This window comes from Corynebacterium sp. HMSC069E04 (genome assembly GCF_001813175.1).
Classification (GTDB): Bacteria; Actinomycetota; Actinomycetes; order Mycobacteriales; family Mycobacteriaceae; genus Corynebacterium; species Corynebacterium aurimucosum.
In genome coordinates this window covers 1,127-1,379 of sequence record NZ_KV811687.1, presented here as the reverse complement: position 1 = coordinate 1,379, position 253 = coordinate 1,127, and positions in this window count along the sequence as shown.

The window sequence follows — 253 nt, the reverse complement described above, 5'->3', positions numbered from 1 at the left end:
CTTCTTCTTTTCCACCACCAACCCTAATAATCCACACGCGATGGCCCGTGCTCAAGCCCGGAGAGCCACCTATAAAACCTGGGTCGGGGCCATGCCCAGCCTTGACGCCGATATCAACACCACCGCACTATCCCTAGTGGCTGCCTGGTCACTGCCCGAAGGCCACATTAAATCCGGTCTGCGTGCTATCCACCGGCTAGAAAGTCTGCCGAAAGTCAAAGCCATACAAGACACCCACTGCCTGCTCGACATT